This is a genomic window from Streptomyces cyslabdanicus (assembly GCF_052663305.1).
Map to the genome: position 1 here is coordinate 78,519 of NZ_JBQRUW010000007.1, position 13,036 is coordinate 91,554.

General features: G+C 71.5%; 12 protein-coding genes and 1 pseudogene. 9 read left to right on the top strand and 4 right to left on the bottom strand.

Going from position 1 to position 13,036, the window contains the following annotated elements; genetic code table 11:
* Together ACTYVM_RS04695 and ACTYVM_RS04700 are read right to left on the bottom strand one after the other, a co-directional pair.
* A complete protein-coding gene (locus ACTYVM_RS04695) occupies positions 1–363 on the bottom strand; it encodes an effector-associated constant component EACC1 (RefSeq protein WP_445524680.1) in 363 nt (120 codons plus the stop codon).
* A 242-nt stretch (positions 364–605) separates the two neighbouring features.
* Complete coding sequence (locus ACTYVM_RS04700; RefSeq protein WP_445524681.1) at positions 606–1,667, bottom strand: hypothetical protein; 1,062 nt, start codon at positions 1,665–1,667, stop codon at positions 606–608.
* 125 nt (positions 1,668–1,792) lie between these two features.
* Here ACTYVM_RS04700 and ACTYVM_RS04705 point away from each other — a divergent pair, with 125 nt between their 5' ends.
* The 5 genes from ACTYVM_RS04705 to metG all read left to right on the top strand — a co-directional run bounded on the left by ACTYVM_RS04705 (position 1,793) and on the right by metG (position 8,119).
* A complete protein-coding gene (locus ACTYVM_RS04705; RefSeq protein WP_445524682.1) occupies positions 1,793–2,233 on the top strand; it encodes a hypothetical protein in 441 nt (146 codons plus the stop codon).
* A gap of 111 nt (positions 2,234–2,344) precedes the next feature.
* Positions 2,345–3,274, top strand: coding sequence for a hypothetical protein (locus ACTYVM_RS04710; RefSeq protein WP_445524683.1), 930 nt, complete (start codon positions 2,345–2,347; stop codon positions 3,272–3,274).
* 113 nt (positions 3,275–3,387) lie between these two features.
* Positions 3,388–4,305, top strand: a complete 918-nt coding sequence (locus ACTYVM_RS04715; protein ID WP_445524886.1) for an endonuclease/exonuclease/phosphatase family protein — start codon at positions 3,388–3,390, stop codon at positions 4,303–4,305.
* A 115-nt stretch (positions 4,306–4,420) separates the two neighbouring features.
* Positions 4,421–6,247, top strand: a complete 1,827-nt coding sequence (locus ACTYVM_RS04720) for a VWA domain-containing protein (protein ID WP_445524684.1) — start codon at positions 4,421–4,423, stop codon at positions 6,245–6,247.
* Positions 6,248–6,403: 156 nt separating this feature from the next.
* Positions 6,404–8,119: a methionine--tRNA ligase gene (metG, locus tag ACTYVM_RS04725; RefSeq protein WP_445524685.1), complete on the top strand. Its 1,716-nt coding sequence runs from the start codon at positions 6,404–6,406 to the stop codon at positions 8,117–8,119.
* A gap of 69 nt (positions 8,120–8,188) precedes the next feature.
* Here metG and ACTYVM_RS04730 read toward each other — a convergent pair whose 3' ends face one another.
* Both ACTYVM_RS04730 and ACTYVM_RS04735 read right to left on the bottom strand, forming a co-directional pair.
* On the bottom strand, positions 8,189–8,398 hold the full coding sequence (locus tag ACTYVM_RS04730; RefSeq protein ID WP_445524686.1) for a DUF397 domain-containing protein: 210 nt from the start codon (positions 8,396–8,398) through the stop codon (positions 8,189–8,191).
* A complete protein-coding gene (locus ACTYVM_RS04735; protein WP_445524687.1) occupies positions 8,395–9,270 on the bottom strand; it encodes a helix-turn-helix domain-containing protein in 876 nt (291 codons plus the stop codon). The genes ACTYVM_RS04730 and ACTYVM_RS04735 overlap by 4 nt, the downstream gene beginning before the upstream one ends.
* Before the next feature lie 146 nt (positions 9,271–9,416).
* On the opposite strand from ACTYVM_RS04735, the pseudogene ACTYVM_RS04740 reads away from it, so the two are divergent.
* From ACTYVM_RS04740 to ACTYVM_RS04755, 4 genes and pseudogenes are all read left to right on the top strand, one after another.
* Positions 9,417–9,863, top strand: a pseudogene (locus tag ACTYVM_RS04740) (ATP-binding protein); the annotation flags it as partial.
* 251 nt (positions 9,864–10,114) lie between these two features.
* Positions 10,115–11,065, top strand: coding sequence for a helix-turn-helix domain-containing protein (locus ACTYVM_RS04745; RefSeq protein ID WP_445524688.1), 951 nt, complete (start codon positions 10,115–10,117; stop codon positions 11,063–11,065).
* A 58-nt stretch (positions 11,066–11,123) separates the two neighbouring features.
* On the top strand, positions 11,124–11,708 hold the full coding sequence (locus ACTYVM_RS04750; protein WP_445524689.1) for a DUF6932 family protein: 585 nt from the start codon (positions 11,124–11,126) through the stop codon (positions 11,706–11,708).
* Positions 11,705–12,634 (top strand): hypothetical protein, encoded by a 930-nt coding sequence (locus ACTYVM_RS04755; protein ID WP_445524690.1) that lies wholly within the window; start codon positions 11,705–11,707, stop codon positions 12,632–12,634. The genes ACTYVM_RS04750 and ACTYVM_RS04755 overlap by 4 nt, the downstream gene beginning before the upstream one ends.
* Positions 12,635–13,036 lie beyond the last annotated feature (402 nt).

Genomic DNA, 13,036 nt, shown 5'->3' on the forward strand with positions numbered 1-13,036 from the left:
CTACCCCTCGTCGCGGTGCACCGGATCGACGTGGGGCTCGGGTGAGTCGCCGGACTCCACTCGGCGGCGGTTCTCCAGCCAGGCCGCCACCGCCCGCTTGGTCTGCGTCACCAGCTCGTCGAACACGGCTTCGGCACCCGCGCCGAGCAGGAGCAACAGGATCTCCATGCCGGCGCCCATGCGACCGGGCGGCACGTCCGAACGCGGCTGCTCGACAATCCGCAGCTGCCCGTCGCGGACCAGATCATCCAGCGGTTTCTCGCGCTCCAGCCACGCCTTCAGCGCGCCGATGTCCTTGCTGCTCGCACTTCCGTCCAGCCGGACCCGGACACCTCGGCCGGCCACGCCCTCCCCCTCAGCCATGACTCACCATCCTGGCACCAGGACACGACTCCCCGGGAGGGTGCGTTTCAGCCACACCGGGCCCCGTACCTGCCACGGCGAACCGGGAGCGGCCCTGCACCGGACCCGCACCGGGCCTGCACCGGACCCGCCTCAGACCCACACCGGATCCGCCCTGGATCCGCACCAGGTCTGCGCCCGGCCTACCCCGGACCCGCACCGGGCCTGCGCAGGACCTCCCCCGGCCCCGCGTCGGCCCCGTGTCAGCCCTGTGTCTGCAACTGGCTCAACTGGCGGCGCACGTGGTCCAGTGCGCCCTGCCGCCGGCCCGGCACGCGGCCGCGCACCTCCGCGAGCAGCGAACCGAGTTCGCGGGCCCGTTCGGGATCGCGGATGAGCCCCCACTGGTGGTGGGCGCGGTCGACGGCGGTCTCGACCTCCACGGCGTCGGCGGCCTGGCCCATGGCCAGACGGGTGGCGGCCACGGTCAGCCAGGCCCGGCAGCTGCGGGCGGCGTCGCCCGCGAACATCGCCAGGTCGGCACGGACCTCGGCCCAGTGCAGCGCGTCCTCGGAGGCGGCTCCGTGGGCGAGGGCGGCGGCCCGCTCCCAGCGGGCCGCGAGCGCGTCGGCGTCGCCGTGTCGGCCGGCCTGCACGCAGGCGGCGATAGCCGGGTGCGGGTCGGCCGGCGCCGACCCGGGCGCGGTGAGCACGAGACCGGTGCCGCCGTCCTCCTCGGCCAGCCGCGACAGCGCCTGCTCGTGCAGGTCCGCCGGTGCCGGCCGGTGCCCGCTGCGCAGGATCGTCGCCACCGCCCTCATGTACGCCGGTGCCGCCACCGTGCGCCGGGACGGCGGCGGTGCGACCCGGCCGTACAGGGCGATGTTGCGCCCGCAGTCCAAGGGGCGCCCGCGCAGCAGTTCCCAGCTCTCCGCGTCCGCGTGCAGATCGGCCACGACCGTGGTCGTGCCGTCCGGGCGCAGCCGGAGTTCCTCGCGCAGCCAGTGCCAGGGCAGGGCCGTGTAGCGGACGGTCGCCGGTGTGGTGCGGGCGAGCGCCAGGTGGGGCAGGCGCTGGCGGCGGTCCAGCTGGAGCTGGCCGGCGAGGAACACCGTCAGCGGGCCGGACGCCGCCGCGGCCGCGCGCAGCCGGGTGAGCACGGCCTGCGGCTCCAGCGGGTCGGCGAGCTCCACCACGGTCGCGGTGTCCGTGCCGGACAGCACGGAGGGCGCCACGGCGGCCAGCACCGGCAGCACGGACGCGGCGTCCACCAGACGTCCCCTGCCCATGGGCGCGGCCGCGAGCAGCAGCACGGTTCCGGGCATCGTCCCCCCGTGTCGTGATCCAGTCGGTCGCGTACGTCAGCACGTTAACCGGTCCACCGACTTGCCAGGGCCCCTTCCCCGGTGTGCTCTGGTAGGCGGGGGCGAGGAGAGAGAGGAGCGCTCTCATGGCTCACGCGGCACCCGTATCCGGTATCAGCACCCGCACCACTCGCCCACCCAACCTGTTCAGCCGCCGGGCCCATACCATCGGCCGGTGGGCGGGACCGCTCGCGCTGGGGCTCGTGTACGGCTACTGGGCCGCGGCCGACCGGCGCCACGGTGGACCGATCACGGGCTGGAACGTCCTGTTCGGCTTCGTGACCACGATCGTGTTCATGGCGCTCCTGGCCGGCGTCCTCGTCCTGGGCCCCCGGCTGCGGCGAGAGCGGCACGCCTTCCTGTGGTTCGCCTTCATCGGCGCGGCGTTCGGCTTCCTCTACAGCCAGAGCGGCCATGCGATCCTGTCGACGGCCGCCCTGGCCCTGGGGATCGCCATCGTCGCGGGCCTCTTCTGCTTCTACTGGTTCTACACGCACGAGGACGCCGTGGGCCATCGCGTCCGTTGACCCGCGTCGGTCGGCCCACGTCGGTCGACCGAACCGGCCGACCCACCCTCCCGTCACCCGAATGCCGCCTCTCCGCTCGCCAAAGAGCGGGCGACGGCCTTCGCTGAGAACGTGCCCCGACGTATGCGAAGCGGCCTGTCGGCCGCGCTCATCGCACTCTCGTGCCTGCTCGTGCCGCTCGGCGCGCTGTCGGCCTGGGCGGCGTACGGGCTCTCCGACACCGGCCGCTACGTCACCACGATGGCGCCGCTCGCCGACGACCCGGACGTGCGCGACGCGGTCGCGGACACCCTCGGGGACGGGATCGTGCAGGAGATCGGTCCCGCGTTGGACGCCCGGGTGCGACGCGGCACCATCACCCCCTACGTGCACGACGCGGTCCGCTCGTTCACCCGGACCGAGGCGTTCCGCACGGCGTGGAACGAGGGCAACCGGGCCGCCCACGACGCCGTCCTGCGGGCCCTGCGCGACGAGCGCGACCCCCGCGCACGCCCGGTCACCGTCGATCTCGCGCCCGTCACCGCCCAGGTCAAGGCCCAGCTCGCCCAGGACCACGTACCGCTCGCGAACCGCATCCCCGTCCAGCACACCGAGGTCGACCTGCTTCCGGCCCAGCAACTGGGCCGCCTGCGGAAGGGGTTCCACGTGCTCGAAGTCGCCGGTTTCTGGCTGCCGATCACGGCCGTCGCGTTCGCCGTCGCGGGCCTCGCCCTGGCCGTCCGCCGCCGCCGGGCGCTGACCGCCACCGCGCTCGGCACCGCCCTCGGCGGCGCGCTGCTCGCCCTCGCCGTCGCCATCGGCCGCAACCTGACCCTCGCCGACCTGCCCGCCGACGTCTCCCAGCCGGCCGTCGCTGCCGTCTACGACGCCCTCACGGCCACCCTGCGCACCGCCTCGTGGATCCTGGTCGCCCTCGGTCTGACGGTGGCCGCCCTGACCTGGCTCGTCCGCCACCCGCGCCTGCCGTTCCGCCGCCGGGCGTCCGTCGCCCCCACCACCCGGACCCGCCCCGAGCAGCCGCCGCCCCGCGTACGCGTCTGATCCCACGACGCGTCTGATCCCGCGCGAAGGAGGCCCGGGGTCCGTGCAGAACCCGTAGGCTCGTCGTCGTGACCAAGCAGGGGGGACGGTTCACGGTCTGGTGCGCCGGGCTGATGTTCGCCGGGGTGAGCGTCGTCGTCGGGTGCCGGCTGGCCGACAGCGACGGCATCACGCCCGTGCCGCAGTTCCTCGCCTTCCTGCCGTGGCTGCTCGTGCCCACCGGGCTGGGCCTGGCGCTCACGCTGCGCGGACGCTGGTGGGTGGGTGCGGTGTGGGGCGTGGCGCTGCTGGGGCTGCTGGCCTGGTACATCGAGCCGTACGGCAGGGTCTCCGAGCCGGCCGGCCATGCCGTGGCCGGGGTGCGGGTGCTGACCTCGAACGTGCAGTTCGGGCGCGGCGCCCCGGCCCTCGTCCCCGTCATCCGCCGCGAGCGGCCGGACATCGTCTTCGTCGAGGAGTGCGAGTACACCTGCCAGGCGACCCTGGACCGGGAGGTCGGCGGCGACTACCCGTACCGGCGCGCGGTCCGGGCGGGCGGTTCGGAGGGGTCCCTGATCCTCAGCCGCTACCCCCTGCGCGGCACCGCCGGGGTCCGCGGCACGATGGGCATGCCGGGCGCGGTCGCCGACGTGCGCGGGCACGCCGTACGTCTCCAGCTCGCGCACCCCATGCCGCCGCTGCCCGGCCAGGTCGCGCTCTGGCACCGGGAACTCGCCCGGCTGCGTGCCTTCGCCGCGGCGGACCGTACGACCCCGACCGTGCTGGCCGGGGACTTCAACGCCTCCCAGGACCACGCGGCCTTCCGCCGCATCATCGACACCGGCCTGCGCGACGCCGCCCGCCTGGCCGGCGCCGAGCGCTCCCCCAGTTGGCCGGCCCGCACCGCGCCCACGCTCGGCGCGCAGATCGACCACGTGCTCGTCTCGCCGGACTTCTCCGCGACGGGCGCCCGCTTCCTCGCCGTGGCCGACACCGACCACCGCGCGCTGCTCGTCGACGTCACGCTGCACGACGGCCGAGGATCGCATTGACACGGCCCGCTTCTCGGTACTCGCCCCTGCCCAAGATCACCACTCGGGGCCGCTAACCTTACGTGTCCGTCCTGGCCAGGGATTGACGGGCATCAACTCACGAAGGGTTGCGCACATGGGCATTCTCACTCTCCTGCGGAACGCGTTCGGCCGATCGCGCAAGGGGCGTACGGCCGAGGCAGAGGGTGCGGAACAGGCTCCAGCCCAGGAGCCGGCACCCACCGCTGCCCAGCAGCCGGAGCCGAAGGTCCCCGCCCCGGCGACCGAGTCCGCCCCCACCGTCCACGTCCCCGACCCCCGTCCCTCCGACGGCGACGAACACGAACTGGTCTCAGCCGCCTTCGGCAACGTCACGGTCCCCAAGCCGTCCGACCCCGTGGACCCGACCGCCCCGGCAGCCGAGACCCCGACCCCCACGGAACCCGAAACGGCGGCCGCGGAAGAGAAGTCGGAACCTGAGCCGACCCAGGAACCGGCAGCCGAAAACCCGACCCCGACGGCCGAACCGGCAGCCGCAGAACCGAAGTCGGAGCCGACCCCCGAGCCGACGGCCGCGGAGCCGGAGGCCGAGCCCGAGCCGGCGGCCGCGCAGGCGGAGCCGGAGGCCGAGCCCGAGCCGACCCCGGAACCGGTGGCCGAAGCAACTCCGGAGTTCGAGCCGACGCCCGAACCGCAGGCTGAGGCCACGCCGGAGCCAGAGACCGAGGCCACCCCCGAGCCGGCGCCCAAGCCCCAGGCCGAGGCCACGCCGGAGCCGGAGACCGAGGCGGAGCCGCAGACCGAGCCCGAGCCGACGCCCGCACCGCAGGCCGAGGCCAAGCCGGAGGCTGAGGCGGAGCCGCAGGCCGAGCCCGAGCCGAAGTCGGAGTCGGAGCCGCAGGCCGAGGCCGGCGACCCGCAAGCCGCCGACGGCGAGGAAGCCCCACAGGGGCCACCGGCACTCGACGACGAGAGCCGCACGGGTGGTGCGGGTGGGAACGACCTGGCCGAAGGCGAAGCCGAGGCCGAACCGACGACCGATCAGCCGCCCTCGGAGCAGGAACCGGCGGCGACGGAGCCGACCCCCGAGCCCGCGGCGGCCACGCCGCAGACCGAGGCCGGCGACCCGCAGGCCGCCGACGGCGAGGAAGCCCCACAGGGGCCACCGGCACTCGACGACGAGAGCCGCACGGGTGGTGCGGGTGGGAACGACCCGGCCGAAGGCGAAGCCGAGACCGAGACCGAGGCCGAGACCGAACCGGCGGCCGAACAGCCCGCGCCGGACACGGACCCCACCCCCGCCACCCCCCTCACCCACATCGACTCGCACGCCCCCGCCCTCACCACCGCCTACCAATCCGCCGCGTCCGCCCTGGCGAAGTTCGACCTCACCGGCACCCGCGCCAAGGTCTACCTCGTCCTCGACCGCTCCGCCTCCATGCGCCCGTACTACAAGGACGGCTCCGCCCAGGCCCTCGGCGAGCAGACCCTCGCCCTCGCGTCCCACCTCGACCCCGAGGCGACGGTCCAGGTCGTGTTCTTCTCCACGGAGGTGGACGGCACCGGCGAGCTGACCCTCGCCGAGCACGAGAACCGGATCGACGACCTGCACGGCTCCCTCGGCCGCATGGGCCGCACCAGCTACCACGCGGCCGTGGACGCCGTACTGGGCCACCGCGCGGAGTCGGCCGACGACCCGGCGACCCCCACCCTGGTGATCTTCCAGACGGACGGCGCCCCGGACGCCAAGACCCCGGCCACCAAGTCCCTCACCGACGCGTCGAAGAAGCACCCCACCGTCTTCTTCTCCTTCGTCGCCTTCGGCGAGCACGACAACAAGGCCTTCGACTACCTCCGCAAACTGAAGACCGACACCACGTCCTTCTTCCACGCGGGACCGACCCCCCGCGAGCTCACGGACCAGGAGCTCTACGAGGGCGTACTGGCCAACTGGCGCCCGTAACCGACGGGACCCACCACCGCACCAGGGCCGCCCCTTCCCACCCCTCAAAACGGGAAGCGGGCGGCCCAGTCATGTCGGCTACGATTTCAAGGTTCCGCAGACGACCCGCACCTGACGAGATCGTCACCCCACGTAGCGACTTGGGAGCAGCCCGCAATGGCTCGACACCTCATCACCAGCGCCCTTCCGTACATCAACGGGATCAAGCACCTGGGCAACATGGTGGGGTCCATGCTCCCGGCCGACGTGTACTCCCGCTACCTCCGCCAGCGCGGCCACGAGGTCCTGTACATCTGCGCGACCGACGAGCACGGCACCCCCGCCGAACTTGCCGCCAAGGAGCAGGGCATCCCGGTCGACGAGTTCTGCGCGCAGGCGCACGACGCGCAGAAGGCGGTCTACGACGGCTTCTCACTCGCGTTCGACTACTTCGGCCGCAGCTCGTCCCCGCAGAACCACGAGATCACGCAGGAGATCGCCCGCGAGCTGAAGGCGAACGGGTTCATCGAGGAGCGGGCCATCCGCCAGGTGTACTCCAACACCGACGGCCGCTTCCTGCCCGACCGGTACATCATCGGCACCTGCCCGCACTGCGGCTACGACAAGGCCCGCGGCGACCAGTGCGAGAACTGCACGCGAGTCCTGGACCCGACCGACCTGATCGAGCCGCGTTCCGCGATCAGTGGCAGCAGCGACCTGGAGGTCCGCGAGACCAAGCACCTCTTCCTGCTCCAGTCCGTGCTGGCCGGCGAGGTCGAGGCCTGGGTCGACGAGCGCGCCGACAACTGGCCGGTGCTGGCCTCCTCGATCGCCCGCAAGTGGCTCACCGAGGGCCTGCACGACCGTGCGATCACCCGTGACCTGGACTGGGGCGTGCCGGTCCCGGCCGACACCTGGCCGGACCTGGCCGCCGAGGGCAAGGTCTTCTACGTCTGGTTCGACGCCCCGATCGAGTACATCGGCGCCACGAAGGAGTGGGCGGACCAGGACCCGGAGAACCGGGACTGGCGTGCGTGGTGGTGGGAGTCGGACGCGGACGTCCACTACACGCAGTTCATGGGCAAGGACAACGTGCCCTTCCACAGCGTGATGTTCCCGGCGACCCTGCTGGGCACCCGCTCGCCGTGGAAGAAGGTCGACGTCATCAAGGCCTTCAACTGGCTCAACTACTACGGCGGCAAGTTCTCCACCTCGCAGCGGCGCGGCGTCTTCACGCACGACGCGCTGGAGATCCTCCCGGCCGACTACTGGCGCTACTTCATGATGGCGAACGCGCCGGAGTCCGACGACTCGTCCTTCACCTGGGAGCACTTCACGGCCACGGTGAACAAGGACCTGGCGGACACGCTGGGCAACTTCGTCAACCGGGTGCTGTCCTTCTCCCGCAAGCGCTTCGGCGACGCCGTCCCGGAGGGCGGTGAGCCGGGCGAGGCCGAGGCGCGGCTCGGGGAGGAGATCGCCCGCCTCCTCGCCGAGTACGAGGAGCACATGGAGGCCATCCAGTTCCGCAAGGCGGCGGCCTCCCTGCGCGCCCTGTGGTCGGCGGGCAACTCCTACCTGGAGGAGAAGTCCCCCTGGCTGGAGATCAAGACCGACAAGGACGGCGCGGCCCTCACCCTGCGCACCGCGATGAACCTGATCCACCTCTACTCGGTGGTCTCGGAGCCGTTCATCCCCACCTCGTCGGCGGCCATGCGCGCGGCGTTCTCCCTGGACGACGACACGGCGACCTGGGTGACCCCCACCGAGGCGGCCGCCCTGACCACCGTCCCCGCCGGCACCCCGTTCACGGTCCCGCCGGTCCTCTTCGCCAAGCTCACCGACGACGACCTGGAGACCTACAAGAACCGCTTCGGCGGCTCGGACGAATAGGCCTCACCGCGTGCGCACAGGGGCCCGGGAGCGACTTGTTCCCGGGCCCCTTCGCACTCCCTCGCGGGGTCAGCGTTGCGAGGCGTAGCCGACGAAGTCCGCCCAGGCGCCAGGAGCCAGGGCGAGCTGCGGGCCTTCGGTGTTCTTGGAGTCGCGGACATGGATGGTGCGGGGCGCTATCGCGATCTCGACGCAGGAGTTGCCATCGGGGCCATCGCTGTAACTGCTCTTGAACCAGACCAGTTCGGAAGCATCCCCGGCACAGGCCTTGCGGATCATGTTTCTCCCAGCACTCGCTCGATAAAGGCCAGCGACTCCCGCGGCGTGAGAGCCTGCGCACGGATGGTCCCATACCGCAGCTCAAGGATCCGCAGCTGCTTCGGATCCGAAGTCGGTCGGCCATTGAAGGCACCGTCGGAACGACCCGTCGCCGTACCGTCGGCGAACTTCAGCACCTCGATCCTGCCGTCCAGCCCAGGGTGGGCCCCTGCACTCGTCGGCATCACCTGAAGCGTGACGTTGCGCAACCGCCCTGCCTCCAGCATGTGTTCGAGCTGCTGACGCCACACCATTGTGCTCCCAACCCGTCGGCGTAGCGTCGCCTCTTCCAGGACGAAGCTGAGAGCCGGAGCAGGTGACCGCTCGAAGATCGACTTTCGGGCCATCCGGGCCGCGACCAAGCGCTCCACTTCCTCTTCCGCATACGGTGGCTGCCAGGCCTCGAACAAGGCTCGCGCATGACCCGGCGTCTGCAACAGGCCGTGGATGCTGAGCCCGACGTACACCCCGATCTCAACCGCTTTGGCCTCAAGAACCGCCAGCGCCCGCACGCTCTTCGGGTACCGGACCTTCTTCACGTCCTCCCAGGTCGCCGAGATGAGCCCACCCGCGCGCAACACCTCGTCGGCCTTGTCCAGGTACTCCTCCCGCGGGATCCTCTTCCCGCCCTCGATCTTGTAGACCAGGTCCTCCCCGTACCCCATCGCCGCCCCGAACTCGGAAGCCCGCATCCCCACCGCCTCTCGCCGCAGCCTCAACTGCCGCCCCACGGTGGCGATCACCGCGACTCCCCACTCGTCGTCCGGGTCCACCTCCCACCCCGGCTCGTCCGCCTCTGCCCCGAGCCGTACCGCCTCGCCGTCCACCGACATCCCGCACCCCTCCGTAGTCCCGCGCCGTACGGCGACGCCCTACCCCTACGAACGGTGCCGACGGCCCGGACAGCACCGGACAAGCCGCCGACAGTCACCGTACGCAACCCTTCAGTCACTCCTCACGGTAGGCGGGCTCGGCCACGCTGAGTGACGTGAATCAGGAAATCGCCGACCTCACGGCCAAACCCGCCGCCGAGATCCACAACTTCAGCGTGCTGCTGTCGTCCACACGGCGCGGTGCCCGTCTCGCCCGTCTGCTCACCGAGGCGCAGTTGCGCCGCTGGGGGCTGCCCACGGAACCCGCGAACCATCTCGTGGCCGAGCTGGCGGCCAACGCCATCACCCACGGCCGCGTCCCCGGGCGTGACTTCCGGCTGACGCTCTACGCGATCGGCGACACGCTCCGCATCGAGGTCACCGACACGCGCGGCGACCGGCATCCCGCACCTCAACACCCCGCTGGCGACGCCGAGTCGGGGCGAGGCCTGCTCATCGTGGACGCGCTCGCCGACCGCTGGGGTGTGAGCGAGGACCGGTTCCCGCGCAAGCGGGTGTGGGCCGAACTGCGCTGCTCACCACCGGAACCCACCCCCACGGGTTCCGGTGCCACAGGCGGTGTCCCCTCAAAGAACTCGAGGGAGAAAGGACCTCACCAAGCCCCACCCCTCCCGCCCACGGCACACGCTCACTCGGGCGGGTGAACATCACCGGCTCGGCTGGATTTCTGCTCCCCCAACGGCCCTACGCTCAGCGCAAACAACCCCACACATGCATCGGCCCCCGGCCGGGACTAGCGATCCCGATCGAGGGCCTGACCACCGAGGAAGAACGGACCTTCCTGATGGGTACCCACGACCCTAGCGTGCCCCCGCACGCCCAGTCAGCCGTTGCCGCGAACGAAGCGAACGAACCCCACTCCCGGGCGAATCCACGCACCCACGCCCGCCCGCGCGGCTACGGCGTCACCCACGACAACACCCGCCACACCACCCGCTTCACGGTGATCGGCAACCACCTCGCCCAGCACCCCGAGCTGTCGGGGCTCGCCATCGGCCTGGCGGTGCACATCCAGTCCCTCCCCACCGGCGCCCCCGTCGACATCAAGACCCTCGCGGCCCGTTTCCCGGAGGGCCCGACCCGGATCGCCGCCGCCCTGCGCGAGCTGGAGACCCATGGTTACCTGCGCCGCACCCGCGAACGCACCGAGACCGGCCGCATCGTCACCCGCACCGTCTCCTGCAACCAGCCGGGCCGACACCGCGACCGCGACGCGTCCGAAGCGGCACCGCCAAGGCCCCCGGCCCGCCGCGCGGCCACCGCCCCGCAGCAGAACCCTCCGCGCCGCGCAGCCCTCCCCGCCGTACCGAAGCCCGCGTACAGCTCCCCCGCCCTGCTCCAGGCAGCCACTGAGGTCCTCGCCGGCCTGCGCCGCAAGGACCCCCGCCTGCTCCTCTCCGCCACCGACGCCGAGCACCTCGCACCCGGTGTCGCCGCCTGGCTGGAGCGGGACCTCACTCCCACCGCCGTACGCCACGCCCTGACCGCCGACCTGCCACCGGAGCCCCTGCGCCGTCCGGCCGCCCTCCTGGCTCACCGCCTCGCCGCCCAGCTCCCGCCCCTGCCGCCGTTCCACGCCTCCGAGCCACCCCCGCCTGTCGGGCACCCACTCCGCAACTGCGACACCTGCGACCGCGGCTATCGCGGCCCCGACCCGCACAACTGCCGGGGATGCGCGTCAACGAAGCAATTGCCCGAAACCGTCGGCGCCCCCGAAGCCACCCCGGCAGGATGACCCGTACCGCTCCGACCTGACCGCTGTACAACTTTCTCCGACACCGACAGGACCTCACGTGCCGCCCACCTTCGCCGCGAACGGATTCCTCCCCCTGGGCCGGTACTCCGTCTCCCTCGACGAAGCGGAGTCCATGCTGGTCAGCGCCCCGGAATTTCAGGAATCCGCGACGCGCACGGCACTGTGGGACGGCTTACTCGACTATGTCGACCGCTTCCTCGCACTCGAGGACGCGTACGCGGACGTCCTTGCAGGCCTCCGGCTCATTCACCGGGTGTGGCTCGGTGGCAGCTTCGTCAGTACGAAACCCGACCCCAGGAACATCGACGCGACGCTTCTGATCGACACCCGGGCCGAACGTGCGGTGCGCGGCAAACCCGGGTCCAAATGGCTGACCACCGCTTTCCAGAGCCGGGACAGAATGAGGGAGAAGTTCGGCGTCTCCCCCCTCCGCATCGGGTACCAGCCGGTTGCCCATATCTTCGAGCCGGAGCGCTTCACACCTGAAGAGCGGACATACTTCATACAACGGGGTGTGTGGGACGACTGGTGGCAGCGCTGCAGGCTGCCCGGCCAGGTCGACCGCTCACCATCCGAACAGAGTGCCGCCCCGGCGCGCGGATATCTGGAGGTGCGACTGTGAACGGCGACAGCTGGCGCGAGCGCAGGCGCGCGCTCCTGGGCGACGATCCGACCGCGGAGGACAAGGCAGCACGGCTTCTGGACGAAATGGGCGTCGAGGACAGGGACGACGAGGAGATCGAGGCCGAACACCGGGCCAGTCGTCTCGCCGCGGCACGCGAATACGCACCGGAGGCGCGGCTCGACGAGGAGCTTCAGCTGCGCCTGACCGGCCCGGACACCGAAGCAGGTGCCCTCCGCTTCCAATGGGGGGACGCCCTCCTCCACCCGGTGGAGGCAGCGATCTCCGCTGCCGCGGGCACGCCCGTCCTTCTGGAACTCACCGGCGTCTCGGCAGGCAGCACTGTGGTGCACGCCCGGCCCGTGGCCACCTGTGCCTCCCCGGAGCCGTACGCTCTTGACGCCCCCACCACCTCCGCGGCAAGCACAGGCATGCGCACACTCACCGAGTTGCTGACCGCGCTGGAATCGGAGAGTGATGTCCGCGAGTGGGCCCGGCTCTTCGACGCCGTGGACTCGCTGTCCCGCGCCTTGAGCAGGTACAGCCTCGGCCTGGGGATGACCTGGTACGCCGCCGACGGGGGCATGCGCCGCGCGCAGCTGACTGAACGAGGCAGGCGCTATGTGGAACGGTTGCGGGAGACCCGGGACCGCGACCAGGAGATCACGATCTCCGGCCGTATCACCGAACTGCGCGAAAGCGGCTGGGTGAAAGTCAAGACCGGGACCGCCAAGAACGCGTATGCCTACGACGTCCGATTCGAAGAGCCGGAAGAGTTGCTGCGCATGCGCCCGGGTCTCGGGGACAACGTCCATTTCCGCGTCCGCTTCCGCCAGCGGCTGGACTCTGTGGGCATCGCACAGTCGACCGAGTACACCTACCTCGGCCCAGCGGCTGAACAGACATCCCTTCCGCTCGATCCGTAGACGCGCCCCGCCCGCCCCACAGTGTCCACAACCGCTTCCCGGAGGCCACGGCCATGAGCCACACCCGTTGGGACCCAGCTCGCCGGGCGAGCCGACATGCCCCGTGAGCTGATCGTCCGGCCGCAGCAGACCCCGGACGCCCTCCGCGCCGCCCTCGCCGTCGTCGCCCCAGCAGGTGAGCACGACCGGGGCGCCCGGAACTCGATCACCGGTCTCCGGAACCCCCAGTCAAACCGGCTGCAACGTGAACGTTTCTCCGGCCCTCGAAAGAGTGAGCGCACACTGATTCCCCGGCAGATCAGCCTTTGATCCACCTACGTTGCGCACATGGTCACATCGACACACGAGGCCGCACACCGGATCTTCCAGGGGCATCCGGAGGTCCTCGCCCCCGTCTTCGAG